Origin of the sequence: [Clostridium] celerecrescens 18A (assembly GCF_002797975.1) — a bacterium.
Taxonomy (GTDB): domain Bacteria; phylum Bacillota; class Clostridia; order Lachnospirales; family Lachnospiraceae; genus Lacrimispora; species Lacrimispora celerecrescens.
In genome coordinates, this window is record NZ_PGET01000001.1 from 914,929 (window position 1) to 937,644 (window position 22,716).

General features: G+C 38.8%; 26 protein-coding genes. 20 read left to right on the forward strand and 6 right to left on the reverse strand.

Annotation, left to right across the window (positions count from 1 at the left end):
* Positions 1 to 375: 375 nt before the first annotated feature.
* The 11 genes from H171_RS04310 to H171_RS04355 all read left to right on the forward strand — a co-directional run bounded on the left by H171_RS04310 (position 376) and on the right by H171_RS04355 (position 9,281).
* Positions 376 to 2,211 (forward strand): methyl-accepting chemotaxis protein, encoded by a 1,836-nt coding sequence (locus H171_RS04310; RefSeq protein ID WP_100304051.1) that lies wholly within the window; start codon positions 376 to 378, stop codon positions 2,209 to 2,211.
* A gap of 99 nt (positions 2,212 to 2,310) precedes the next feature.
* Positions 2,311 to 2,808 (forward strand): chemotaxis protein CheW, encoded by a 498-nt coding sequence (locus H171_RS04315; RefSeq protein ID WP_100304052.1) that lies wholly within the window; start codon positions 2,311 to 2,313, stop codon positions 2,806 to 2,808.
* A gap of 127 nt (positions 2,809 to 2,935) precedes the next feature.
* Positions 2,936 to 3,751: a CheR family methyltransferase gene (locus H171_RS04320; RefSeq protein ID WP_100304053.1), complete on the forward strand. Its 816-nt coding sequence runs from the start codon at positions 2,936 to 2,938 to the stop codon at positions 3,749 to 3,751.
* A gap of 6 nt (positions 3,752 to 3,757) precedes the next feature.
* Positions 3,758 to 4,783, forward strand: coding sequence for a protein-glutamate methylesterase/protein-glutamine glutaminase (locus H171_RS04325; protein ID WP_100304054.1), 1,026 nt, complete (start codon positions 3,758 to 3,760; stop codon positions 4,781 to 4,783).
* A gap of 182 nt (positions 4,784 to 4,965) precedes the next feature.
* The gene (locus tag H171_RS04330; protein ID WP_100304055.1) at positions 4,966 to 5,289 is read left to right on the forward strand and encodes a hypothetical protein; all 324 of its coding nucleotides are present in this window, start codon (positions 4,966 to 4,968) and stop codon (positions 5,287 to 5,289) included.
* Between the two features lie 21 nt (positions 5,290 to 5,310).
* Entirely contained in the window at positions 5,311 to 5,523 is a 213-nt protein-coding gene (locus H171_RS04335) for an excisionase (RefSeq protein ID WP_456300619.1), read from the forward strand.
* Between the two features lie 129 nt (positions 5,524 to 5,652).
* The gene (locus H171_RS24970; RefSeq protein ID WP_157803222.1) at positions 5,653 to 5,847 is read left to right on the forward strand and encodes an integrase DNA-binding domain-containing protein; all 195 of its coding nucleotides are present in this window, start codon (positions 5,653 to 5,655) and stop codon (positions 5,845 to 5,847) included.
* Between the two features lie 70 nt (positions 5,848 to 5,917).
* Positions 5,918 to 6,688 (forward strand): tRNA threonylcarbamoyladenosine dehydratase, encoded by a 771-nt coding sequence (locus H171_RS04340; protein WP_100304056.1) that lies wholly within the window; start codon positions 5,918 to 5,920, stop codon positions 6,686 to 6,688.
* A gap of 4 nt (positions 6,689 to 6,692) precedes the next feature.
* A complete protein-coding gene (locus H171_RS04345; RefSeq protein WP_242976855.1) occupies positions 6,693 to 7,862 on the forward strand; it encodes a rhodanese-like domain-containing protein in 1,170 nt (389 codons plus the stop codon).
* A 24-nt stretch (positions 7,863 to 7,886) separates the two neighbouring features.
* Positions 7,887 to 8,318 carry an RrF2 family transcriptional regulator gene (locus H171_RS04350; RefSeq protein ID WP_092251071.1) on the forward strand — a complete coding sequence of 144 codons (432 nt, stop codon included), beginning with the start codon at positions 7,887 to 7,889 and terminating at the stop codon, positions 8,316 to 8,318.
* Between the two features lie 141 nt (positions 8,319 to 8,459).
* Positions 8,460 to 9,281 (forward strand): CAP domain-containing protein, encoded by an 822-nt coding sequence (locus tag H171_RS04355; protein ID WP_207655172.1) that lies wholly within the window; start codon positions 8,460 to 8,462, stop codon positions 9,279 to 9,281.
* A 254-nt stretch (positions 9,282 to 9,535) separates the two neighbouring features.
* On the opposite strand, the gene H171_RS04360 is transcribed toward H171_RS04355, so the two are convergent.
* Positions 9,536 to 10,285, reverse strand: a complete 750-nt coding sequence (locus H171_RS04360; RefSeq protein WP_100304057.1) for an N-acetyltransferase — start codon at positions 10,283 to 10,285, stop codon at positions 9,536 to 9,538.
* Between the two features lie 402 nt (positions 10,286 to 10,687).
* Between H171_RS04360 and H171_RS04365 the strand changes: the two genes are divergently transcribed.
* Together H171_RS04365 and H171_RS04370 are read left to right on the forward strand one after the other, a co-directional pair.
* Positions 10,688 to 10,888, forward strand: coding sequence for a helix-turn-helix transcriptional regulator (locus H171_RS04365; protein ID WP_025233742.1), 201 nt, complete (start codon positions 10,688 to 10,690; stop codon positions 10,886 to 10,888).
* Complete coding sequence (locus H171_RS04370; protein ID WP_100304058.1) at positions 10,885 to 11,376, forward strand: DUF6773 family protein; 492 nt, start codon at positions 10,885 to 10,887, stop codon at positions 11,374 to 11,376. The genes H171_RS04365 and H171_RS04370 overlap by 4 nt, the downstream gene beginning before the upstream one ends.
* Positions 11,377 to 11,696: 320 nt before the next feature.
* Here H171_RS04370 and H171_RS04375 read toward each other — a convergent pair whose 3' ends face one another.
* Positions 11,697 to 12,911 carry an exosporium glycoprotein BclB-related protein gene (locus H171_RS04375; RefSeq protein WP_166433592.1) on the reverse strand — a complete coding sequence of 405 codons (1,215 nt, stop codon included), beginning with the start codon at positions 12,909 to 12,911 and terminating at the stop codon, positions 11,697 to 11,699.
* Positions 12,912 to 13,900: 989 nt separating this feature from the next.
* On the opposite strand from H171_RS04375, the gene H171_RS04380 reads away from it, so the two are divergent.
* Both H171_RS04380 and H171_RS04385 read left to right on the forward strand, forming a co-directional pair.
* Positions 13,901 to 15,568, forward strand: coding sequence for a DUF2207 domain-containing protein (locus H171_RS04380; protein ID WP_100304060.1), 1,668 nt, complete (start codon positions 13,901 to 13,903; stop codon positions 15,566 to 15,568).
* Between the two features lie 199 nt (positions 15,569 to 15,767).
* A complete protein-coding gene (locus tag H171_RS04385; RefSeq protein WP_100304061.1) occupies positions 15,768 to 16,346 on the forward strand; it encodes a type 1 glutamine amidotransferase family protein in 579 nt (192 codons plus the stop codon).
* Between the two features lie 40 nt (positions 16,347 to 16,386).
* Here the strand turns inward: H171_RS04385 and H171_RS04390 are convergent, their stop codons facing one another.
* Positions 16,387 to 16,755 carry a YkvA family protein gene (locus tag H171_RS04390; RefSeq protein ID WP_100304062.1) on the reverse strand — a complete coding sequence of 123 codons (369 nt, stop codon included), beginning with the start codon at positions 16,753 to 16,755 and terminating at the stop codon, positions 16,387 to 16,389.
* 343 nt (positions 16,756 to 17,098) lie between these two features.
* Between H171_RS04390 and H171_RS04395 the strand changes: the two genes are divergently transcribed.
* Positions 17,099 to 17,584: a hypothetical protein gene (locus H171_RS04395; protein ID WP_100304063.1), complete on the forward strand. Its 486-nt coding sequence runs from the start codon at positions 17,099 to 17,101 to the stop codon at positions 17,582 to 17,584.
* Between the two features lie 297 nt (positions 17,585 to 17,881).
* Here the strand turns inward: H171_RS04395 and H171_RS04400 are convergent, their stop codons facing one another.
* Positions 17,882 to 18,274 carry a hypothetical protein gene (locus H171_RS04400; RefSeq protein WP_092251052.1) on the reverse strand — a complete coding sequence of 131 codons (393 nt, stop codon included), beginning with the start codon at positions 18,272 to 18,274 and terminating at the stop codon, positions 17,882 to 17,884.
* Between the two features lie 564 nt (positions 18,275 to 18,838).
* Between H171_RS04400 and H171_RS04405 the strand changes: the two genes are divergently transcribed.
* Entirely contained in the window at positions 18,839 to 19,087 is a 249-nt protein-coding gene (locus H171_RS04405) for a hypothetical protein (protein WP_100304064.1), read from the forward strand.
* A 66-nt stretch (positions 19,088 to 19,153) separates the two neighbouring features.
* Here the strand turns inward: H171_RS04405 and H171_RS04410 are convergent, their stop codons facing one another.
* Positions 19,154 to 19,408 (reverse strand): hypothetical protein, encoded by a 255-nt coding sequence (locus H171_RS04410; RefSeq protein WP_100304065.1) that lies wholly within the window; start codon positions 19,406 to 19,408, stop codon positions 19,154 to 19,156.
* Between the two features lie 895 nt (positions 19,409 to 20,303).
* Between H171_RS04410 and H171_RS04415 the strand changes: the two genes are divergently transcribed.
* The 3 genes from H171_RS04415 (at position 20,304) to H171_RS24975 (ending at position 21,212) form a co-directional block, all read left to right on the forward strand.
* Positions 20,304 to 20,867, forward strand: coding sequence for an HD domain-containing protein (locus H171_RS04415; RefSeq protein ID WP_100304066.1), 564 nt, complete (start codon positions 20,304 to 20,306; stop codon positions 20,865 to 20,867).
* Between the two features lie 94 nt (positions 20,868 to 20,961).
* Positions 20,962 to 21,111, forward strand: a complete 150-nt coding sequence (locus tag H171_RS24415) for a hypothetical protein (protein WP_207655173.1) — start codon at positions 20,962 to 20,964, stop codon at positions 21,109 to 21,111.
* Positions 21,054 to 21,212, forward strand: a complete 159-nt coding sequence (locus H171_RS24975) for a RidA family protein (protein ID WP_408645659.1) — start codon at positions 21,054 to 21,056, stop codon at positions 21,210 to 21,212. Before H171_RS24415 ends, H171_RS24975 begins: the two co-directional genes overlap by 58 nt.
* Positions 21,213 to 21,591: 379 nt before the next feature.
* Here the strand turns inward: H171_RS24975 and H171_RS04425 are convergent, their stop codons facing one another.
* On the reverse strand, positions 21,592 to 22,497 hold the full coding sequence (locus tag H171_RS04425; RefSeq protein ID WP_100304067.1) for a DUF2935 domain-containing protein: 906 nt from the start codon (positions 22,495 to 22,497) through the stop codon (positions 21,592 to 21,594).
* Between the last annotated feature and the right edge of the window lie 219 nt (positions 22,498 to 22,716).

Consider the following 22,716-nt stretch of genomic DNA (forward strand, 5'->3'; position numbering starts at 1 on the left):
AATGCTGGATATATTCATAATAGAAAGGGGGATGGGGTATACCCTGCTGTGAGTCGGTAGTACCAGTCTGATCCTCGATATCGCCTAAACTAAATTTCTCATTTCAAGAAAGACTAACGATTAGAAGTCAAGTATCAAAATGAGGAATGAGGAAAAATCGATTAATATGGCGTCCTATAGCATAGACAAACAAACATGTGTCAGATGTGCATCTGCAATCTGCGCAGAACAAATATACAAAGAGACTGTGGTTGGAGCCTCCTACAAACCACGAGTGGTAGGTAAATAAAACCAATCCACAGTATGAAGAGTATAGCACAAGTCCCTGGAGAGGGACTAAGAAATACTACTATTTAATAATACGAGGTAAATAAGATGAATTGGTTTTATAATTTAAAGGTATCTGTAAAGATGTTAATAGGCTTTATTGTAGTAGCTTTTATCGCAGGCATGATAGGCGTAGTTGGCATAATTAACATAAGTAATATAACCAACAAGTGCGAAGACATGTATGCAAGGCATGCTGTAAACCTTAGTCAATTGATTACAATCGCTGAGAGGTACCAGATGACGAGGTCCGATTTAAAAGATCTGATTATACTTACAGATGATGAATCAATGAATAAAACGGTTGAAAAATTAAACGACGATTATGAAGTTTTAACTGAATACTTAAAGGAATTTGAAAAACTAATTAAAGACTCAAGAATTATAGAGAAGTATGACTATCTGATTAATTTGTTAACTAATGATTTCGTTGCATATAAGGACCAAATGATACAGTTAACTCAATCAAACCAAAATGATCAGGCATATATTATAATGACTTCTGAGGGAGCTGAAATAAATAATAAGGTTGCAGGAGCTATGGAAGAATTAATTAGATTAAAAATAGAAATGGTGAAGGATGCATCAGAAGACAATACAGCTTTATCAAAAACATCTACAGTTACAATGATTATATTAATAATTTTTGGTGTGATCATTTCAGTCATACTCGGTATCTTTATTTCCGGTAGCATAAGCAGACCTGTTAAGAAACTGGCTGAAGCAGCTGATAAACTTGCTCAGGGTGATGTAAATGTAAATGTTGAAGCGACTACCAGAGATGAAATCGGTTATCTTATGGAATCATTTAGCCATATGATAGAAAATATTCGAGGTCAGGCTTTTACTGCTGAGAAAATAGCTGCCGGAGACCTGACTGTTGACGTCACTATAAAATCAGAAAATGATCTGCTTGGTAAAAAGCTTTATGAGCTGGTTGAAAAAAATAATGAAGTGTTAGCTAGCATTAGTGCCGCATCAGAACAGGTAGCATCAGGCGCTAAGCAGATTTCTGACTCCAGTATGGCTCTTTCCCAAGGCGCAACAGAGCAAGCCAGTTCTATTGAACAACTTACTGCTTCGATAGAAGAAATATCGGCTCAAACAAAAAATAATGCCGAACATGCAAATGATGCGAATGGTTTGGCTTCAACTGCGAGGGTAAATGCGGAACGAGGCAATGAGCAAATGAAGGAGATGCTCAAGGCAATGCATGATATCAATGATTCTTCTGCCAATATCGCCAAGATTATCAAGGTCATTGATGAAATCGCATTCCAGACCAACCTATTGGCTCTCAATGCCGCAGTAGAAGCAGCAAGGGCAGGACAGCACGGGAAAGGCTTTGCAGTCGTTGCAGAAGAAGTGAGAAACCTGGCGGCGCGCTCAGCGAATGCAGCGAAAGAAACCACCGATATGATCGAGAATTCCATAAGGAAAGCGGAAGGTGGAACCCAAATTGCAAATGAAACGGCTAATGCACTCGCCGAGATTGTAGAAGTTGTTGAGAGAGTTGCAAGTTTGGTTAATGGCATTGCTGTGTCTTCCAATGAACAAGCGACAGGTATTGCACAGATCAACCAAGGAGTGATGCAGATATCGCAAGTAGTTCAGACCAACTCGGCAACTTCTGAGGAAAGTGCGGCTTCCAGTGAGGAATTGGCTAGTCAGGCGGAACTCCTGAAAGAGCAGGTGGGCAGATTTAAACTGAAAAAAGAGAACCGGCCTTTATCCTATAGGGGTTTGGAGGACATTAATCCTGAGGTTTTACGGATGCTTGACACCATGAATAAAAATAAAAAGTTCAATGAAGATGGGGGTACAGAGGCAGTCGCCGGTTCTAGGAAAATAGCATTAAGTGATAGTGAATTCGGAAAGTATTGATGGTGAAAGACAGTTAAAAAAGAGATTGTTATAGACTTTATAAGGCTGGAAAGAGAGACGGGAGACCCTCTTTCCACTTTATAAGAAAGGGGTATTCGAATGGCACAGATAGATGTTCTAGAATTAATGGAGCAAGAAGATACTCAGAAAGGTAAGTTTCTCACCTTTTCCATGGGAAGCGAGATGTATGGGATCGAAATCCAATATGTCATTGAGATTATTGGTATTCAGGCTATTACTGAAGTGCCGGAACTACCGGAGTATATTAAGGGAATTATTAATTTGAGGGGAAAAATTATACCTGTTATGGATGTAAGACTTAGATTTTATAAGCCTTTTATGGAGTATAACGATAGGACCTGCATTATAGTAATTGATATCGATGACACCTATATTGGACTAATCGTCGACAGCGTTTCAGAAGTGCTTTCGATACCGGAGGGTGAGATTGTCGATCCACCAGAGGTTAATAAAACCGGCAACAGGTACATAAAAGGCATAGGTAAGGTTGATAACGAAATGAAGCTAATCCTTGACTGTTATAGATTACTTAATGATAGAGATAAAGAAAAATTAGACAATTCTCTATTGGATTGATTAGTGATAAACAATAAGTTTGATGGAATTTGGGCTGTAGAGCCTCGTATAGAATTATTTATGATGGAAAATGACAAAAATGAGCTTTTTTATTAGATAAGGCTTGAAGCCGGAAAGGCGGTGAGATATGGTTAGCATTACAGAAAAAGAGTTTAAGCAATTTGCCCAATACGTTAAAACCAACTATGGTATCAATTTGAGTGAGGAAAAGCAGACACTGGTGTCCGGAAGGCTTAACAGTGTGCTTCTAAGCAAGAATTTTAAAAGTTTAACCGAGTATTTGAACTATGTTGAATCTGACAAGACAGGGCAGGCGGTTGTTACACTCATTGACAAAATCGCCACCAATCACACCTTCTTCATGCGGGAGGCAGATCATTTTGAATATTTCAGAGATAAAATACTCCCATATCTTACGAGAATTGTTAAGGACAAGGATTTGCGGATTTGGAGTGCAGCATGCTCCTCGGGGGAAGAACCTTATACCCTGGCGATGATTATTGATGAATTTTTCGGCAAGGAAAAAATGTTGTGGGATGCAAAAATATTAGCCACTGATATCTCCAATAATGTTCTTGAAACTGCAAAAAAAGGTGTGTACAGCAAAGATAGAATTTCGGCTTTGCCGGCGTCTTGGAGGTTGAATTATTTTAAAGAGATTGACGCTGAAAATACCATCTTGACTGATAATATCAGGAATGAAGTGATATATCGAAAGCTTAATTTGATGGATTCTGTATTCCCGTTTAGACAGAAGTTCCATATAATCTTTTGCAGGAATGTAATGATTTATTTCGATAATAAGACGAAAAATGAATTGGTTGAAAAGCTGTATGACAAGACTGAATATGGTGGTTACTTGTTTATAGGGCATTCCGAGTCATTAAATCATGATTTCGCCCGGTATAAATACATTATGCCAGCCGTCTACAGAAAGGAGTAGGTGTATATGGAGAACCGGAAAAAGATTAGGGTATTGATAGTTGATGATAGCATGATGTCTCGTGAAGTTATAAGAAGAGGGATTTCATCTGACCCATTGATTGAAGTCGTGGCTTTAGCAGGAGACCCATTTGAGGCTAGAGATAAAATTCTTAAGTTCCATCCTGATGTGATCACCTGTGATGTAGAAATGCCCAGGATGAATGGAATTGAATTTGTGCGCAGGCTGTTACCCCAATACTTTGTTCCTATTGTTATGGTCACAACAGTCAGTGATGCAGTTTTTGAGGCAATGGAAGCGGGAGCAATCGATTTTGTTGCAAAACCTGATATTCAATCGCCAAAAGGGGTCGAAGAATTCATCTGTGATTTGGTTAAGAGAATAAAGACTGCTTCAACTGTCAAGAATGCATTGCCCGAAAAGGAAAATGTTACATTAAAAGTGCCAGGTAATATGATACTTGGTGTTGACAATATTATTGCCATTGGTGCCTCCACCGGGGGCACAGAAGCTATATATAGTATACTCCGTTCCCTACCCCCTACTATTCCTGGAATTGTGATTGCACAGCATATTCCGCCAGTTTTTTCAAAGATGTTCGCTGAAAGATTGGACACCCAAACCTCTTTGAAGGTCAAAGAGGCTGAGACCGGGGATTATGTAGATCAGGGTACGGTGCTCATTGCCCCGGGAGACAGGCACATGAGGATTAAAAGAGTCGGAAGAAGATATCAGGTAGAGTGCTTTTACGGGGACAAAGTCAACGGACATTGCCCCTCAGTGGACGTCCTGTTCGAGTCGGTAGCGAAAGAAGCGAGCGGAAGTGCCGTAGGGATTTTACTGACAGGGATGGGACATGATGGAGCAAAAGGACTTTTAGCCATGCGTTGCAAAGGCTACAGAACCATCGGTCAGGACGAAGCGTCGTCAATTGTGTACGGAATGCCAAAGGTAGCCTTTGATATAGGGGCTGTGGAAATACAGGCTGCATTGGGCTGCATACCCCAAGTGTTGCTTAATTTGATCAGTTAGGTTATTATGATGGAGTTGGTTGCGGGATTGGGAATACATCGTACTGACAGAGAAGATGACAGCAAACGTACTTTCGCTTTAGCATCCTGCATAGGGGAAATATGCGAAAGATACATTTCTCATGATGTTATCTATTGCCATCGTAAGGTTATGCTGAATTAAGTTTGGGCGAATTGTACACGATGATTCAATCTGGTGCCCCTAGTGCGTCAAAAGATAATACGTTGCAAAATATGCTAAAAATGCAAACTGAAACATTGCTTCCGCGATACCAACAAGAAGTCGAGTATTCAAAGGCATACACAGACGCTTTAAAGGATATTCCATCTGAATACAAAGACAAAATTGAAAGCAGTGGAGTAGATATTGAAGCTTTACCTGGTGATCTGGCTGAAAAGATTCAAAAAGCAATAAATGCTAATGAAAAGTTAAAATCTTCTGAAAAACAATTAGCATTTAAATTAATTCATAAACGTAGAGTCGGCTTTTATGTCGGCTCTTTTTGAGTATGATTAAATTGAAGGGACGTGATTTTTATAGACAAAACTAAGGAAATACCAATTTGGCAAAAATCTAATTTAACAGTAGAAGAAGCTGCTGTCTATTCCGGGAAGGGAGTTAACAAGATACGTCAATTATCTGACAATGAGGATTGTAAGTTTGTATTATGGGTAGGAAGTAAGCGGTTAATTAAAAGAAGACTATTTGATACGTATATCGAAAGACAATATTCTATATAAAGTTTAGTTGATAATATGAGCTTGTATGTGGTAAAATCGTTATCATACCAAAGGCTCTTTTTAATAAAGGAGCGAACAATATGGCAACAAAAAGAAAAAACAATAAAGGAAGAGTATTAAAGGAAGAGTATTAAAAGAAGAGTATTAAAAGAAGGTGAAAGCTTCAGGAGTGATGAGAGGTATCAATATCGCTTTAATCTTGGAGATGGGAAATGCACGTTATATATGCTAATACACTATCGGAGTTGCGCGAGAAAGAAGGGGCAATACAAAGAAAGGGGAATAATGGGGTGCATGAAACGTCAACTTATATTAAGCATTTAGAAGTATAATAATTGAAGTGCTTTTTATTCCTACTAAATTGATAGTAAATTAAAGAAAGAGGTAGAATCAATTGTTAAACCAGTTTTCAAGAACCCAGTTGTTATTGGGTGAAGATGCCATGGAAAAATTGCTGAGTGCAAAGGTTGCTGTTTTTGGTATCGGCGGCGTAGGCGGATATGTGGTAGAAGCCTTGGTAAGAAGCGGAGTCCGTTCCTTTGTACTAGTTGATGATGATAAGGTTTGTCTTACTAATTTAAACAGGCAGATCATAGCCACCAGAAAAACGGTAGGCAAATATAAAGTTGAAGTAATGAAGGACAGAATATTGGAAATCAATCCGGATGCCGAAGTGGAAATGCACCAGTGCTTCTACTTGCCGGAAAATGCGGATGATTTTGATTTTAAAAATTATGATTATGTAGTGGATGCAGTTGATACTGTAACTGCAAAGCTTGAACTGATCATGCGGGCAAAAGAGGCAGGCGTTCCGGTCATCAGCTGTATGGGCGCAGGCAATAAACTGGACCCTACAAAATTTCAGGTTGCGGACATTTATAAAACCACCATGTGTCCCCTGGCAAAGGTCATGCGCAGAGAGCTTAAGAAAAGGGGTGTAAAGAAGCTTAAGGTTGTTTTTTCCACAGAAAAGCCAACAAGGCCTCTGGAGGATATGTCCATCAGCTGCAGGACAAACTGTATCTGCCCGCCTGGAGCCAAACATAAGTGCACGGAACGGAGAGATATTCCCGGAAGCGTGGCCTTTGTTCCTTCTGTAGCAGGGCTTATCATAGCCGGAGAAGTCATCAAGGATCTGTCTCTAAATGGAAAGATGGGGAGGTAATCACATGTTTGACGGCAATATGGCTCATGAACACGATCTTTCATTGGAACAAATGAAGAAAATGGGCCCGGAGGAATATGTGCTTGTAGACGTCAGGGATCAGACGGCATACAACCATGGATTTATACCAGGGGCTATCAATATTGAAAAAGAAGCATTGTTAAACGGGGAGCCTTCCCTTCCCAGGGACAGGAAGATCATATTATATTGTTTAAAAGGGATCATCAGTGAAGAGGCTGCAGAGCATCTGGCAAAACAGGGATATGAAGCGTATAATCTTCGCGGCGGCTATGGAGAATGGCTGCTTCGGGTCATGGAAAAGGAAGATACGGGAAAAGAACGCCTGGAAGAAATAGAAAAGAGCATCCGGAAGAAATTTCATAAGGAACTGTTCAGTAGATTTGCCAAGGCCGTTAATGAGTATGAGCTGGTAAAGGAAAACGACAGGGTTGCTGTCTGTATTTCAGGTGGTAAGGATTCCATGCTCATGGCAAAGCTGTTTCAGGAATTAAGGCGGCACAATAAGTTTCCCTTTGAGCTGGTCTTTCTTGTCATGGACCCAGGCTACAACGAAACCAACCGACAGGTAATTGAAAATAATGCAAAGCTTTTGAATATTCCCATCACTGTATTTGAAACCCAGATTTTTGATGCGGTTTATGATGTGCAGAAATCCCCGTGTTATCTGTGTGCCAGAATGAGGCGGGGTTATTTGTACAGCAAGGCAAAGGAACTGGGCTGTAATAAGATTGCACTGGGACATCATTACGATGATGTTATTGAAACAATTTTGATGGGCATGATGTACGGAGCACAGATACAGACCATGATGCCCAAGCTGCACAGTACGAATTTTGAAGGAATGGAACTCATCCGCCCTATGTATCTCATACGGGAGGATGACATTAAGGGTTGGAGAGATTACAATGATCTGCACTTCATTCAATGTGCATGCCGGTTTACGGATACCTGCACGACCTGCAGGACCGATGGCAGCACCGGATCAAAGAGAATGGAGATAAAGGATTTAATCAGGCAGTTAAAGAAAGTCAACCCGTATATTGAAAGTAATATTTTTAAGAGCGTGGAAAATGTAAATTTAAACACCATCATTGCATACAAGGAAAATGGAAATGTACATCACTTCCTTGACGGTTATGATTTGGACACATAATAATGAATCCGGAGGCTGTGTCTTATGAAGATTTCAACAAAAGGCCGCTATGCGGTAAGACTCATGATAGATCTGGCTGAGCACAATCATGGAGAATATATTCCTCTCATGGATATTGCAAAGAGGCAGGAGATATCGGAAAAATACTTAGAATCCATTGTTTCGGTTCTGAGTAAAAGCAATCTGCTCATTTCCCTGAGGGGAAAGGGGGGCGGTTATAAACTGGCGAAAAACCCGGAGGATTATACTGTGGGCAGTATATTAAGGCTTACGGAAGGATCTCTTGCTCCGGTTTCCTGCCTGGAAGGAGAGGTAAATGACTGCACAAGGGCCTGTCATTGCCGGACACTACCCATGTGGGAGGGGTTCAATAAACTGATTAATGACTACTTTGACGGAATAACCATAGCTGATCTGGTTTCCAGCAGCGATTATTCAAACGATTACATTATATAAAATTACAAATGCAAAAGACTGCCAAAAAATTCCCAATTATTTCCACTGGAAAAATGGTAACAAGAGTGTTATCATATGTTTGTAACATAAATGAAATACAAACGTAACACAAATGTAACAATTTCAAAGGAGGCAATTGAATTGAGAAAACTAACGGCACTTGGAATGATTACACTTACTTTAACGAGTATGATACCATTGACTGCAAATGCGGCAGTGGCAAGACCTTACAGCCAATGCAACAATGGAAGGAATGTAGTAACAGTGAGCAGAAACTGTAATTTAGATGATTTAAAATCTAGATTGCAGCAATTAGGAGTTGATGGAAGTAACTGCGATTGGTCTAAGCTCATCAATAACAGTAATTCAGGCAAGAATTGTAATAATGGTAACACTGGTAATACTGGCAATAACGGTAATACCGGAAATACTGGAAATAATGGCAATACCGGAAATAATGGCAATACCGGAAATAATGGCAATACCGGAAATAATGGCAATACCGGTAACAATGGTAATACTGGTAACACCAACAATAATGGAAATACCGGTACTACTCCAGATGACTCAACGGACACTTCTACCAATAAGTCCTATACCCAGCAGGTAGTAGACCTTGTAAATGCTGAAAGAGCAAAAGAAGGACTGGCTCCTCTTACCATTGATCCTAATGTTGAGAAGGCAGCAACCGTAAGAGCCAATGAAATACAGTCAAATTTTGATCATACACGGCCAAACGGCAGTTCATTCTCAAGTGCTTTAAAAGAGCAGGGTGTGAATTACCGCGGCGCAGGCGAGAATATCGCATGGGGACAGAAAACTCCTCAGGATGTTGTAAATGCTTGGATGAACAGTGCGGGTCACCGTGCAAACATCATGAATAAGAGCTATACACATATCGGTGTAGGCAATACTCAGAATAACTCAGGAACTCAGTACTGGGTGCAGTTATTTACATATTAGTAATATTGATGCCTTGTAAATTAAGATAATGTAGGATTTATAAGGGGATCATTAGTGAGATGGGCAGCTTCCAATTGACAACTCTTTTCTGGGTTGTTGTTAAATGGAAGCTGCTTTTTCTAATATATCAACAGTTTTAGAAGACATAGCATCAGTGGCGTGAGTTCTCCATTCTCTTGAACACAAACCATATCTACTCAACATTTTTTAGAGACTTTATCAATTATCGACGGGAAATAGCCGAGATTCTATTTTCATTTTTTGAGTATTCTCTTTAAGTAGGTGACATCTAATAAATTTACTGTTTCAAAATTTCCTTTATAAAACACTCCCCAGTTATTGAAAACACAAGGCAATTCCTTTGCTTTTTGTAGCGTATCCACTTGAATCAAAGATACAGGTACATCATTCACTTCACAATACTGCTTTATCATCTCAATGTTTTGATAGACATAGGGGCATTGCATATCATAGTAAATTGTAAGGTCTTTGCTCTCAATTTCTTGGTTTTTAACGTTTTGCGCGAACTTTGGCGTTGTTCCGTCAAAAGAAAGTGCAAGCAATTCATAGCCATTATCAGTCGTATCAACAACCTCAAAGCCGAACTTCTTCGCAAATGTTTGGTCAGAAAGAAATGATTTTTGTTTTTTAGCCCCGAGCATACATATACCGGATTTGCCCTTTTCTTTTGCATCAGCCAAACAATACTCCATCAGCGATTTCCCATACCCTTTTCCTTTGTGACTGCCAGTAACCCATAAGCAATACAGATAATAATAGTTGTCACCAGTTATGGGAACCCAAGCAGTTTCAAGAGGAGCATATTCAATAAAAACCGTAGCCCTTTCATTTAACTTTCTAAAGACATGTCCTTCATTTAGTCGGTCTGAAAGCCATTGTTTCTTTGCTTCAATACCTTGATGAGGCTTTTTACTGCGGATAATGCAGCACAAATGCTCATTGACAAGGTTTTCTGTTGTTAAGTTTACAAAATCAGCATTCATATGTGCCCTCGTTTCAATTTGACATTTATTACCGTTAAACTAAAGTATACTACGTTCGTTAATCCAAAACAATTATAAAATCTTAGTCCGTTCCGAATATCCTGACAGTCAAGGGGTGAGCAGTATTTTTTCGAAACGAACGCGAAAAAGTACTACGCGCCCCGAATCCCCTTTGGGGCTTTATCAACACATCGAAACAGCGCAAAGATGTAAGTATTATCATCATAGTCACGAAATCTGTAGCGAAGGCAGCTTTGCAGCCCTTACAGTTCACTTATAAAAATTTCCTCTTACTTTGCGTTTCAGCCTTAGCAGATAATAAGTTTCATAATGATAAAAGCAATATATACTTGGCATTATGCAATATATAGTGTATCCTATGACTATGAAAGGGGGCATTCCATGAAGAATAAGAGAATGAAAATCGCCCGGATGGAAGCTGATATGAAACAAGAGGACTTAGCAAAAGCCGTAGGTGTTACCCGACAAACTATCGGTCTGATAGAATCAGGGGAGTATAACCCAACATTAAACCTTTGTATATCGATTTGTAAGGCGCTAGGCAAAACATTAAATGACTTATTTTGGGAGGAATCGAAATGAATAAACAAAATATACAAGACGAGAGAGTTGTAGCTCAACGCCGTAAAATAAATAGTGAAGCTTACAGCATTTTAATGATTGTGCTACTTGGTTCAATACTCGTACAACAATATTTACTAAACGCTCCGTTTGAACAATATGCTGTGGAGGTTATATGTTTTTTTGGAATGTCCCTATACATGATAATACGGTTTATGACCATGGGACTTGACATATTCGGCGAAGGTAAACGGGCTAAAACCCTTCCTGTTGTGAACAGTATAGTAGCCGGAATTGTAGTAACGGCGATTAATGGTATTTTGAACTATACACAGTACGCAGAAAAATATAAGGAAGATGGTATAGGTTATTTTATCGCCGTGTTGGCAATTACTTTTATCAGCGCAACCATTTCAACTTTTATAGTACTTTTTTGCCTTAATTATCTGAACAAGAAAAAACAGGCAAAAATTCAAAAGCAGTTAGACGAAAAAGAACAGGACGAATAGCAGTGTCTTTCTTTCGCTAATAAGCATTACCAGGCATTTTGCCTTATCCATATCATATGAATCCATAAACTAGAAGCAAGATATATGTCTTGCTTCTTTTCTTGCTAATTATGAATTCAGGCTGAGCCTTTGCACCATAGTAGCCAGAAAATTAGATGCAATATAGTTACGTACCATTAAACTTCAAACAACTTTGAAAACTGCATAAGGAAAACGGAACGTCTGCAAACAGACGCCCCGCCCCTATACTGCGATTCATTCAAAGCAGCCAGCGTTATCGTTTTATAAATATATGATTATAAGGGGCTGCTTTATAAACCTTAAGATATACCAAGGCCGGCACTGGCGTAGCCTGCGATGGTGGCTGCTACATCGAAACCAGCAGTGACCTCTGCGGAGAATAACAAAAGCAACCTGGTTCCTGCGGTAACAGGAATGTTCAGTCCGGTGGTGACACCGCTGATGATACTACCGATAGAAATTGCTCCCGTGAGGGAAGGTGACAGCGTAACCACTGCGCCCGGCACCTCAACAAAGGTGTTGTTAGGTGTAGTGGATTCGAACAACTGAGCGGTTACTGTCACAGTCGAACCAATCAGGCTGAGCGCAGTGCTAATGCTCAAATAACCGGCTAAGGAGGTAATAATCCCATCCCTGGGCATGGAGAACGCCAAGTTCGTCAACCCTAGTAGATTGACTGTTCCTCTGGAAGCGGAAATGCCGGAAAGGTTACTCCCGAATCCAACTGCGCTGGAGGTGTTAAGCAATCCTCCGAGTACTGTGGCCAAGGTAACAGGTGTTCCGGAAGCAAACGGAATAATGGCTCCATCGCCCGCCAAGCCGATAGGGCCGGTAGGTCCTGTAGGTCCAGTATCACCAGTAGGTCCAGTAGGTCCCGTTGCTCCAATAGGGCCAGTAGGCCCAGTATCACCAGTAGGCCCAGTGGGGCCTGTTACGCCAATAGGTCCAGTAGGCCCGGTAGCACCGGTAAGTCCAGTAGGTCCGGTAGCACCGGTAGTGCCGGTAAGTCCAATTGGGCCAGTAGGTCCGGTAGGCCCAGTAACGCCGGTAAGTCCAATTGGCCCAGTAGGTCCGGTAGGGCCGGTAGGGCCGGTAGGGCCGGTAGCGCCAGTAAGTCCAATTGGCCCAGTAGGTCCGGTAGGGCCGGTAGCGCCAGTAAGTCCAGTAGGTCCGGTAGGTCCAGTAGGCCCAGTAGGTCCGGTAAGTCCAGTAGGTCCGGTAGGTCCGGTAGGCCCAGTAGCGCCGGTAAGTCCAGTAGGTCCGGTAGGTCCGGTAGACCCAGTGGGTCCGGTAAGTCCAGTAGGTCCGGTAGGTCCGGTAGGCCCAGTAGGTCCGGTAGGCCCAGTAGGTCCGGTAGGACCAGTGGGCCCTGGACAACCTCTAGGCCCAGTTGGTCCAGTAGCTCCTGGGCAGCCTTTAGGTCCTTGACAACCCCTAGGGCCAGTAGGCCCTGTTATGATACAACGACGACGACAAGAACTCTGATCATCATTAGACTCTATATAGTTATTCATATGGAATTTCCCCTCTATAATTATTGGCTTATATATGGAAACATAATAAAGAATTTTATTCTTTATATCCATAGAATATGTCAGATTGTACATGTCTGTTAATTTATAGTGATTAGTACATTTATACGAAATTTGCTAATAAGGTAGAAAAAGTTTACAAGTCGGTATTATGGTTGGCACATTTTAATGGTGTAAAAAAGTAATATGACAACCAAGATTTGAAAGGAAAATCTAATATAAAGAATTAAATAATCATGTAAATTAGTTTTTGGCGTTTAGTATACATTGAAAATTTTATTGATAGTTAGTAAATATGATGATATTCTACTCTTGAAGATTAATTATAAAAATGTGACCTTTAGATTAATTAAATCATGTGCGGAGGAGACATAGCAGTACGGTGACTAAACGCATCATTTGAGTACACGCATTACACTTGAACCTGCAATTACATTGTACCGACATTCTGGATTATTTGAAACCTTTAGCAATGGTCGTTATGTAGAAATGGAAAAGAAGCTGTAATTACTACTTACACTTATGAGCATTATGATGTTCGTATTAGGGGATGTTGTACTTATGTGACTATTGATTTTCAATTTCCGGAAGTTGGGGGGCAAAATGAAAAACTAGACTTGAAAACATTCCTGTTAGGGAGCTTTTTCAGCCTTCATACGTATGCAGAGAAAGAATATATAAACAAAAAATCGCAGAAGAGTTGGAACTGGGTATAATAAAGGAGGGAACATAGATATCATTTATTCATTATAGAAAAATGAAATCAGAACTTAATATCCAAGCTGCAATTCCGGGATGTACAGAATGGCCATTATTATTCAATGGAATTACTACTCCCGTAGCTTGACTGGATAATACGTTTAACTACCCGATATGAGCATAATCGGAATCTGAATGATGTTCGTATTATTTATATAATGGAAATTTAAACAACTTATTGATATATATATATACAAGACAGGAGAAAGCTAATGAAATTAAAACAAAAAAAATTGTTTACTTTTTTCGTACTGTTCACAGTATTATTCATCCTGGGTGCAGTTCCGGTATTTGCGAAAGAGGATGCTATACCGTCCATTAATCTGGATGTCACTCTTCAAAGTGATGGCTCTGCGGTCATAACGGAGATCTGGGATGTTCGCGGTGTATCCAGCGGTACTGAATATTACAAGGCTCTGAATAACATGGAAGGGATGAGCGTCTATTCCCTTGCTGTGTGGGACGAGTCCGGAGCGCAATATAAAACGCTGAACGACTGGGACACAAAGCTCTCCAGAGAGGAAAAGTCCGGTACCTGCGGCATTCTGAAAACCTCCAAAGGATATGAACTCTGCTGGGGCATTGGCAGCTATGGTAACCATCAGTATACCATCCATTATACCATAGAGGGTTTGGTAAAAGATTATGGCGACTATGCAGGATTCTATCATCAGTTTATATCGGAGCTTTCAAGCGCTCCGGAATCAGCTAATATTAAAATCCGGATGGAGGATACACGTCTGACGGCAAACAATGCCCGCATCTGGGCGTATGGCTTTACAGGAGAAGTTGAGATCGGGAGCGACGGCAGCCTTAATATTTTTTCTTCTGAAGCTTTAGAAGGAGGAGACTATGTAAATGTGCTCTGCCGCTTTGAAAGAAGCTTGTTCCCACTGGCCTCTGCAGCTGGTATGTCTTTTGAAAAGTTGCAGGAATCCGCAGAAAATAAAAACTCTGATATTGCTTTATATATCGTCCTTGCTGTTATAGGGGCAGTTATTGGTGTGACAGTCCTTTTAATCGCCTTCTATTCTTCACGATATAAACTGGTAGACGGCACAGCCGTTCGTCTTCCCGGAAAGAAACAATTAGATACGAACTGGTCGGTTCCTTTTGACAGCAGCATTCCTGCGGTATATTCCGCTATGCTGCTGCTACGCAAGGGTATTTCCTGTGAAACGCTTATGGGCGCTTATCTTATCCGCTGGCAGGAAGCGGGGTATATTCGCATAGAAGAGCGGGAAAATGAGCGAACTATAAAAAGGACTCAAGAAGAAGCTATCGTGTTTAGCCAGGATAAAACACCGGAACAAGGGGTGGAGCGGTCGCTGTACGAAATCTTAAACGACGACACTGACCGTGACGGCATTCTTTGGACCTCTGACATCGAAAAGCGGGCGGGAGCACTTTACGAGAAACTCACTGCATGGGCGGAAGAAGTGAAAGGTGAAGGCGAAAAAGCATTAATCCGCTCCGGCGCGGCGGCAACGAACATAGAGGGCACTGTCCGGTTTACTGTATCGGGTTTTGATCAGGCTGTCAAGCTGCTGGGGTTTAGGAAATACCTGTTAGAAATGCAAAGGCAAAGTAAAGACAGGTCATTATCGGGAGAACTTTGGGGGGATTATCTTGTGTTCGCTGCTTTGTTTGGCATCGGAGAGAATGTCCTCGAAAGTATGAAAACCCTAGACCCTGCATATTTTGATACCTTCGCAGGCATGTACGGCTGCAACGCCTACAACATGAGATACCTTGTAATCATGACGAATCATATTTCGAGCGCTGCAACGCCATCCAATAACACGGACGGGATAAGCGGAGGCGTAAGTTCGGCGGGCGGAGGAGGTTTCTCCGGAGGAGGAGGTGGAGGCAGCCGGTAATGGGCTGCCTTCACCATATGCAGTATAGGCGAAATATATTCACTTACATTTTAATATTCTTCATTTTATAAATAAAAAATAACGTCGGAGTGGTCATATAGTATCTTAAAGCTAAAACGAATGGAATGAACATGTGCGTTATAGACCTCCGGTACTGGAGCTACTTAAACTTTTAAATTTTAGGGGGTAAAATAAAAGCATGATTAAAAATGAAATTCTTGTCTTATTAACTCATCAATGGTGTGATTGGGAAGCCAGCTATGTTATTGCCGTAGCAAATTCTTTTTCTGATTATGTGGTAAAAACTATCGCAATTGATGACTCACCCAAACTATCAATGGGAGGTATCAGGGCCTGTATTGATTATAGTATAGAAAATTATCATACATATGAAAAGCTTGCCATGGTAATTTTACCAGGAGGTCTGTCTTGGGAAGAAAACGATTATGATGAAATAAAAGATTTCGTTAAAATACTCAAAGAAAAGAATATTTCTATAGCAGCAATATGCGGTGCGACCTATTTCTTGTGTAAGCACGGTTTTCTCGATTGTGTTAAGCATACGGGAGATTCCTTAGATCTTTTTAAAAGTGCTAAGGGATACAAAGGAGAAAACTTATTTATTTCTGCTCAAGTGGTAGTGGATGGCGGTTTTATTACTGCAAATGAAACTGCAGCTGTGGAATTTGCTTATGAAATCTTCAAAATTCTTAAAGTAGATAGTGATGAGGAAATGAGTCAATGGTTTGACAATTTTAAAAATGGGGCTATTCGATAGGTTACATATGGAATAACGATATTCCAATAAATATATAAAATCAGATAAAAATGGCCTTAATTATTGACCACAATATTAACAACCAAATGATAAGTACAGGTACAGCATAATACCATTTCCTGACCAGTTTTTTTTGTGAAATATTCTGGGCTTCAATTCTATATTTTTCAAAGGTTTCTTTTGGTATGAATATAATTGTAAGTGAAATCAATGCAGGAAGTAAAATGATATCATCAACATATCCCAATACTGGAATAAAATCTGGAATAAGATCTATCGGAGATAGTGCATAAAGGATCGTTAATACAGCAAAGATTTTAGCGATAATGGGCGTTTCAGAACCCTTTAGAGCTAAGAATAGTGCGGGAATATCGGTTTTTAATTGTTTTGCTCTTTCTTTTAAATTCATTAAGGCATTCCTTTACTTATACTCATTTTTGTTTGCTTACCTTACTATGCCATAAGTATCTAAAAAAATCAATATATCAAACTGAATTGATGGAGGTTGTGTGATGTTTACAGCGAGAGAAGCAAGTAAAATTACGGTTCCTTTTAGTGATGATTGCATAGAAGAGTAGCAAGTATCTGATATGCTTGTAAAATTAGTATTTATCGTATTATTTCACATTGAAAATTTTTGATATTGATAGTTAGAAGGGTTTGCTGTATTATTAAATAAAGTAAATCGGAATTTATTTTGGAAATTGTAACTGTAGATTACTTATATATTTATATTTGTAGAGGTAAATGGAATGGAGAAAAATATTTATAGTGATATCAAAACCGTTACACTTGAAAGATTTAAAGTAGCTAGATATGTTATTATCAGCCCCGCTCCCGAAAACGACGTCATTGATTATATGGATAGATGGGCGGGAAAAAGCGGCTTATTTGATATTGAAGGCTACAAAAGACAACGGATCGGCTGGGATTTTCCGTTTGTTACAAAAGAGCAGCAGGAGAGGTTCGGACTAAGGGGCTATGTTGCTGCCTATGTTATACCAGAGAATTTTGTTCCAAAGTGTGAGGGGGCTGAAATCGCTTATATAGAAAAGGATACTTATGCAACGATTTCTATAACGAATCCGCACAGTAATTCTTTTGAGAACATACCAAAAGCGTACCATATGCTTTTGGAGTTTGCAAAAACATCAACATGGGAAAATAGACTTGCTTTTGAAGAAGAATATGATATAGATGGGGTCCACTATATGGACGTATACGTTCCCATTAATTAGAATAGGATTCTAATAAGCATAATAGGGGTCTACAAATTTCAATTTAATAATGTTAATAACGAACTATTAACTAGTAGTATTTAGTTAGTAGTTTTTTATTGCCAGAATAATTCTTTCAAGAAAAAACAAAAAAGGAATATAAGTAAGTTGATGTTCTGGTTTAAAAGATATTGAGATAATAAATTAAGATTATCTATACTACATTATTATGGAAGCACATATTACATAGAAAATACCGGTGATAAAACCACCGGTATTCAATCATCAATCATTTAATTCAAAAAATGGAAAAACAGTTTAGTGATTGCTCATATATTCTTTTTTTAACCTGTTAAATTCCGATTCTAAACGGTAATCATTTCTCTTTTTTATGTATTCAGCAATACCATCCTTAAAGGATGGTTTGGCAAATTTAAAGATTCGGTACAGTAGGCGTATTCCCCAGAATAGAGAAAAGATGACACAAATGAGTACTTTTGTGCCATAATCCCAGATTACGGCGAATGATGCAAAACACAATAGGATAAGCATATAATCCAAGGCTTGGGATAATAGATTTTTCTTTATTGCAAGTCTGCGTTTTGCAAGTTCCAGGATAGTATTGTCGTCAGGAGTTTGAATATTCAGGATGCCATCAGAGTCAACATTTGTTGAAGAATTAACACTTTGTACGATACTTTCTGTAGTCATTAAATTTCCCTCCACATACTGTAGTTTCATGCGAATAGTATCTTCAGATATCCACTCTGCCCGTTGATTTTTAACCAGTTGCCGGGCGCGTTTCAGATAAGTTGGTTCCAAAGAAATATTGCTATAATCTACTACATTAATTTGTTTGATATAATATCACCTCTTTATATGTTTTTTGTTATGGGTGTCTCCCCGTGCAGTTCGTTTTTTATTATGGGTGCCTCCCCCTCTGCAAGTAATATCATATCATAGTTTTATTGTCTGCTCAACATTTTTAAGGCTGTACGTGGTGGAACAAAAAGTCAGATCGATGCATGAATGGATTTTATGCCATGACCAGAGGGAGAAAGAAGAATATTCGATGGGGAAGACCGGTAAGATCGGGGGATCCTACCGGCACTAAATAAAAGGTTGTAACCGAAAAAGCAAGTAAGGGATTTTAAATGTAATACCTGCTTTTTCTCTAAGGTAATAATACCCAATATCTGAGCAAAAGAAAGGTTAATGTAATGAAGTGTTGTTTACGTGTAACAAATTAGAATTTACAAGACTGGAGGTGGGGATATGAAAAATATGCCTTATGAGATAAAGCAAGAAATACGAGGCTATGCAAAGTTACAAATAAGAGTCGTTGATAAGTATCTTAAGATACAGGTAATGATAGAGGAGTATGGAGTTCCTGTTAAAAATCTTTTGTCTTGTGCAGATGCTTCCACGGGTGCTCCTCCTAAAACAGAAGCATTGGCATTTATAAATAATGTTGAATTTGATGATATCGTGGGAAGTATTAAGGAAATAAAAGATGTGTTTTAGTGGTTTATTAATAATCCGCAAAACTGAAAGTGACCGAAGCTCTAGCTTCGGCCATGGAATAAGAAATTAACCTAAAGTATAATCTTTTTTACTTAAATTCCAACTGCGGACACCTAGGTCGGTGTTAAGTTCATATTTATTGCAACAATCGCTGCAATGAATATAAACAACATGTTCTTCAAAACCAGGAATGAGATTATGTTCTTCTAGAATTTTGCCTTTTCCGCAAGGGCACTCATATTCAAAGTGCTCAATAATACCCGGACCAGTACCGTAGCCTACGTGTCCCTTAGCTATTGAATTAGTTAATTTGGTTTTCATTTGTAAACCTCCAATATTACAAGTATGATAACAAAGCAATATAAAGTGAAGGTAATAAAAGTATAAATTTTTTAAAAATAAAATCTGAAATTTTATAAGGCATTAACATGAAAGTTTGTTATGTAAATGATGTGGCTTTAATAGATATTCAGAAGAAAGAATATCTAGTCGTATTAATAGGTGTAAATACGTAAATATAATCATGATTTTGAACATATAAATGCTAGGAGGAGAAGTGCCGGCAAGATAAGGAGATCCTGCCGGCAGTAATTAAAACTTTTATTGAAAAAACAAGTAGGGGAAATTAAATTAATACCTGCTTTCTCTTTAAGGTAATAATACCAAATATTTGAATAAAAGAATGATCAATGTAATGAATTGTTATTTACAGGATATTAACTTAGATAAAAGGGTATATTGAATATTAAAAGATAAAAATAAAAGTCTGAAGATTAGAATAAAAAGGAGTGCCACGTAGTTTGGGGAGAATGTGGCACTCTAAAAAAGAGCTAAATATATTATAACACTTTAATGAATTAAAGTATATTAACTTAATTCATAAAAAAATATTAACTTATTAAGCAATATGATTAATGTGTATAAGATACATTCATTAATTAAGTAAAAATTCCTATCTGACATCGTACAGTACATTGATAACTTAATATTGATAGCTAGTAAGTGTGATGCTATTCTATTCATGAGTATTATTAATAGTTAGTGAAGGAGAAGACAGAAGGGTTAGTAGGAAACCTCCAAACTTTTTACTTAAGTATATAGCAGGTTATTTGAAAATAATAGATGCCATAAGGCTGAGCTGATAATTTGTATTGATATTTAGTAGTGATTAGAGTATCCTTATTTCAGAAAATGAGAATTTACAGGAGGAATGAATATGGAAGCAAGAAAATTATTGGATGCGTTATTGGTTGCTGAAAAGTTAAAAGATACAACTCGCCATTGCTATACTACCAATGGCAGACACGAGAGTGTTGCAGAACATAGTTGGATGATGACATTGATGGCTTTTTTTATGAGGGATGAGTTCCCCGAAGCCAACATGGATAAGGTTATCAGAATGTGCATTATTCACGACTTGGGAGAATGCTTTACTGGAGATATACCTACTTTTGAAAAGAACCAGGACCATGAGCAGACCGAAAAAAATCTGCTATATAACTGGGTTCGTTCCTTACCGAAGGAATATGAAGTAGAAATGCGGGAACTTTATGAGGAAATGGAAGAGCGTAAAACAGCTGAAGCTCAAATTTATAAAGCCATAGATGGTCTAGAGGCATTGATTCAGCACAATATGTCCGACTTGTCTACTTGGATTCCGAAAGAATTTGAACTAAACTTAACCTATGCAGATGATAAGGTTGCGTTCTCCGATTATTTAAAATCTTTAAGGCAAGCTGTTCTAGAAGATACCATAAAAAAGATTGGTGAAGCTAAGTAACCTTATTTACTTGCCCTTTAGCAATTGAATATTGATAGCTGATGTGTTATAGTAGAAGAACACTAGTTCTGTATTGGGGAAGGAGATTGTGGGGATGATACTTGTTCGTCATGTGTTATTGCAGGGGATTACATTTTCCTGGCTCACCATGGAGGAGGTCATGACAAAGATGATTTTATCCACCAGATTCGAAAGACGTTTGAAAGCATGGAGAATACGCTTGCTTCTATTGATGCTACTCTGAATGATGTGGTACAGATAAATCTTTATTTCAGAGATATTAAAGATTTTCGATTAGCTGCTGATGTTTTTAATATTTCAAAAATGGATCGCCCGCAAGAATGACAACAACGACTGAGTTTGTCAGTGAAAATTGTTTATGTCAAATGGATGGTGTTGTATATAAACCATTGCAGTAATAATAGTTACAGATAACCAAAAACATTCTACTTATAAGTAACATTTACATAATATAAGGGGAGCATGAATGAGATAACAATCTTATAACCTTTAGATGTTTTCCTAAATGACCCATCAAATTCCCTTCTAGTCGAATTCTAAAAGGCACTATTTTGAAAAATGGTGAATTCTAATTATTAATGGAAGTTATACACGAAATTACTTAGAGGCAGCGCATAGCACTGCCCCTAAGCAAAATAACACAAGAATGTCCGCTGGTCGCGCTCTCGATTTAGAAACAAAGAGCTCCTCTTTAAAAAAAATATTAAGACAATTGTCGAAGCAACCGGATATAATGGTTTGATTCGCGTAGTACATGATCCGCCAACAAAGGTAAAATGATACTGCGTATTTTGCATTCATTGATTCCTTTTGTACCCGCTTCTTTAAAATCCCGGTACTTCTCAGTTTTTTGCAAGGTTGTATCCGTTACGCTGTCAATGGTCATATCAGTAGCCGCCATTGCCGCTTTCATTAGATCATTATATTCCCCAGCAAAATCATTTGCTGTATTTATGAGGTCGCATTCAGTTGGATCAAGCAAACCTCGGATAAATAATGCATGTTCCATCATAATCTGATCCCAAAACAGCTCGGTTTCTTTTAGGTCATCCTCTGGATTCTGCCGGTTTTCCAGCGTGATTAAATGGCTGTGATACAATTTGGCTTCACGTAAGATATGATCAATAAGCAGTGGGTAGTTTGCCGTGAACATACGACAGGATAATACATCATTCAATAATCCTGTTTTGAAACCGATAAGTCCTTCCAGCATAGGTCTGGCGAAGGCATTTAGCTGACTTACCTGCTGTACCAATGCAGGAGTAATCAAGGGATTGGCATCACCATGAAGTGCTTCTTCCAGCCTCGTGATCTCCTGATTAATGGCTATGCCGGTAAAGTATTGTGTTTTTTGTTCGCTGCCAAGGGTGTAATCCGTGACGATTTCACCGGAGGACGCCACAAGTGGACTGATAATGCCATTCCCCAACACTACAGCATTATGTAAAATAGTCTCAAACTGCTGCTTGTATTGATCTGCAACTTTGGAAAAGTCAGGATTGGCAGGAGTGAAGCCAGCCTCTAAGAATAAGGAATGTTCTTTCATGATGCGCCCAAAAAACATATTTAGCTCAAGTGATAGAATTACATATTGCTGATCAGTAATCATAGGAAATCTCCTTTATTGTTCTACCAATATCATATGACGGGACTGACGGCTTATTAACTGAAAAATAAAAAATGTTTTATTTTAGTAACATTTTCTATCACTTGCAATGAATTATATGGGTTTTTGCTTATTTTACGTGCAAACATTTTCAGGTTGAACTTTACAAAAGAAATAGTTATACTTATTTTATGCGAGGCCAGCCGGTAAGTAATAAAGGAA

Excerpts from the sequence above, each read along its gene's own strand:
- H171_RS04375 (WP_166433592.1), bottom strand. The coding sequence starts at position 12,911 with ATGAATAACTATATAGAGTCTAATGATGATCAGAGTTCTTGTCGTCGT.
- H171_RS04370 (WP_100304058.1), top strand. The coding sequence starts at position 10,885 with ATGAATAAACAAAATATACAAGACGAGAGAGTTGTAGCTCAACGCCGT.
- H171_RS04315 (WP_100304052.1), top strand. The coding sequence starts at position 2,311 with ATGGCACAGATAGATGTTCTAGAATTAATGGAGCAAGAAGATACTCAG.
- H171_RS04410 (WP_100304065.1), bottom strand. The coding sequence starts at position 19,408 with ATGAAAACCAAATTAACTAATTCAATAGCTAAGGGACACGTAGGCTAC.
- H171_RS04350 (WP_092251071.1), top strand. The coding sequence starts at position 7,887 with ATGAAGATTTCAACAAAAGGCCGCTATGCGGTAAGACTCATGATAGAT.
- H171_RS04345 (WP_242976855.1), top strand. The coding sequence starts at position 6,693 with ATGTTTGACGGCAATATGGCTCATGAACACGATCTTTCATTGGAACAA.
- H171_RS24415 (WP_207655173.1), top strand. The coding sequence starts at position 20,962 with ATGATACTTGTTCGTCATGTGTTATTGCAGGGGATTACATTTTCCTGG.
- H171_RS04425 (WP_100304067.1), bottom strand. The coding sequence starts at position 22,497 with ATGATTACTGATCAGCAATATGTAATTCTATCACTTGAGCTAAATATG.
- H171_RS04395 (WP_100304063.1), top strand. The coding sequence starts at position 17,099 with ATGGAGAAAAATATTTATAGTGATATCAAAACCGTTACACTTGAAAGA.
- H171_RS04365 (WP_025233742.1), top strand. The coding sequence starts at position 10,688 with ATGAAGAATAAGAGAATGAAAATCGCCCGGATGGAAGCTGATATGAAA.
- H171_RS04330 (WP_100304055.1), top strand. The coding sequence starts at position 4,966 with ATGATTCAATCTGGTGCCCCTAGTGCGTCAAAAGATAATACGTTGCAA.
- H171_RS04325 (WP_100304054.1), top strand. The coding sequence starts at position 3,758 with ATGGAGAACCGGAAAAAGATTAGGGTATTGATAGTTGATGATAGCATG.
- H171_RS04385 (WP_100304061.1), top strand. The coding sequence starts at position 15,768 with ATGATTAAAAATGAAATTCTTGTCTTATTAACTCATCAATGGTGTGAT.
- H171_RS04405 (WP_100304064.1), top strand. The coding sequence starts at position 18,839 with ATGAAAAATATGCCTTATGAGATAAAGCAAGAAATACGAGGCTATGCA.
- H171_RS04380 (WP_100304060.1), top strand. The coding sequence starts at position 13,901 with ATGAAATTAAAACAAAAAAAATTGTTTACTTTTTTCGTACTGTTCACA.
- H171_RS04360 (WP_100304057.1), bottom strand. The coding sequence starts at position 10,285 with ATGAATGCTGATTTTGTAAACTTAACAACAGAAAACCTTGTCAATGAG.
- H171_RS04415 (WP_100304066.1), top strand. The coding sequence starts at position 20,304 with ATGGAAGCAAGAAAATTATTGGATGCGTTATTGGTTGCTGAAAAGTTA.
- H171_RS04310 (WP_100304051.1), top strand. The coding sequence starts at position 376 with ATGAATTGGTTTTATAATTTAAAGGTATCTGTAAAGATGTTAATAGGC.
- H171_RS04400 (WP_092251052.1), bottom strand. The coding sequence starts at position 18,274 with ATGACTACAGAAAGTATCGTACAAAGTGTTAATTCTTCAACAAATGTT.
- H171_RS04320 (WP_100304053.1), top strand. The coding sequence starts at position 2,936 with ATGGTTAGCATTACAGAAAAAGAGTTTAAGCAATTTGCCCAATACGTT.
- H171_RS04390 (WP_100304062.1), bottom strand. The coding sequence starts at position 16,755 with ATGAATTTAAAAGAAAGAGCAAAACAATTAAAAACCGATATTCCCGCA.